General features: G+C 52.5%; 1 protein-coding gene and 2 pseudogenes. 1 reads left to right on the forward strand and 2 read right to left on the reverse strand.

What is annotated here, in order from left to right:
- Positions 1-158: pseudogene (locus tag HMPREF3096_RS30400) on the reverse strand (IS3 family transposase); the annotation flags it as partial.
- Positions 159-328: 170 nt separating this feature from the next.
- On the opposite strand from HMPREF3096_RS30400, the gene HMPREF3096_RS07585 reads away from it, so the two are divergent.
- Positions 329-1,297, forward strand: a complete 969-nt coding sequence (locus HMPREF3096_RS07585; protein ID WP_042922302.1) for an IS110 family RNA-guided transposase — start codon at positions 329-331, stop codon at positions 1,295-1,297.
- Positions 1,298-1,315: 18 nt separating this feature from the next.
- On the opposite strand, the pseudogene HMPREF3096_RS07590 reads toward HMPREF3096_RS07585, so the two are convergent.
- A pseudogene (locus HMPREF3096_RS07590) lies at positions 1,316-1,467 on the reverse strand (transposase); the annotation flags it as partial.

The following is a 1,467-nucleotide window of genomic DNA, read 5'->3' on the forward strand; positions in this document are numbered from 1 at the left end:
TGACCGTACTCCACGGCTTCTTTCAGGATCTCAACTTCCATCGTCTTCTTGCCCAGCAGGCGCTGGAGCTCCCGGACCTGCTTCAGAGCAGCAGTAAGCTCAGAAGCAGGAAGGACGTCCTCTCCAGCCGCAACGGCGGTGAGGCTGCCTTCCTTGTATCTTGAAGACTGATTAAAATTAATACGATTAGATTTGGCAAAACGTATGCAGCCCGATGCCTTCCAGGGTTCAAGCCCGTATATCAGCGACTGGCGCATACGCTGAGCCACTCATCTGAAACCCGAACAGTTGTCCGTATTCCATAACGTATTTGCAAGGAGGGGTAAAAATGAGTCAGCCAAATCCACTTTGTGTGGGCATCGATGTTTCCAAAGCCACACTGGACATCGCTGCCAGCAGTGATGTTGCTCAGTTTACAGTCAGCAATGACTCTGATGGCTTTAACGCGATTATTACCGGACTGAGACGGCACTCCGTTGCTCTGGTTCTGATGGAGGCCACTGGTGGACTGGAGGTCGCTGTGGCCTGTTCGCTTCAGGCCGAAGGTTTTGAGGTTGCCGTGGTCAATCCCAGGCAGGCCCGTGACTTCGCCCGTGCAATGGGATATCTTGCGAAGACCGACCGAATTGATGCCAGAGTCCTCACGCAGATGGCTGAGGTTATTAATCGTCACCCTGAGCGGAAACGCTTTATCAGGGCACTGCCGGATGCTGAACGTCAGGCCCTTGCTGCAATGGTGGTTCGCAGACGCCAGTTGATTGCGATGTTGGTGGCTGAGCGTAACCGACTGTATCCATCCCATCCACAGAACAAGAAAAGCATTAATACCATCATTAAAGCGCTGGAAGATGAGCTTGTCAGGCTCGAGAAAGAAATGGACAGTCACATCCGTAACCACTTTAAAGAGATTGCTGAGCGCCTGAGCAGTATCAAAGGTGTAGGCACCATGACCGTTTCCGCGATGTTGGCGGAGATTCCGGAACTGGGAACGCTCTCCCGGCGCGAAATCAGTGCGCTTATAGGTGTTGCTCCTGTCAACCGGGACTCAGGGACTATGCGTGGCCGGCGAACCATTTTTGGCGGCAGGGCTGGCGTAAGATCAGCACTGTACATGGCTGCGCTTGTGGCAACCCGCTTTAATCCGGTGATAAAAACGTTTTATGTGCGCCTGCTTGCAGCCGGAAAGGCCAAAAAAGTGGCGCTGGTAGCCTGTATGCGTAAGCTGCTTACCATCCTGAACGCAATGCTCAGAAAGAACGAAGAATGGGATGAGTCGTACCACCACGTTGCTCCATAATTTTTACCTTCAAGACAGTTGCTGATATTGCTTCTTCCACTTAAACAGCAGGCCGGGCTGGATACCATGCAGGCGGGCGACATGGGAGACATTCATACCCTGCTGGATAATGGCGATCTTCTCCTGAGGAGTTTTACGTTTACGGACTTCTTGCCCTAACAGGATCCCGG

It is taken from the genome of Klebsiella sp. HMSC25G12 (assembly GCF_001807705.1).
Lineage (GTDB): Bacteria > Pseudomonadota > Gammaproteobacteria > Enterobacterales > Enterobacteriaceae > Klebsiella > Klebsiella variicola.

Bases quoted from the DNA above. Each gene is read 5' to 3' on its own strand.
- HMPREF3096_RS07585 (WP_042922302.1), top strand. From the start codon at position 329: ATGAGTCAGCCAAATCCACTTTGTGTGGGCATCGATGTTTCCAAAGCC.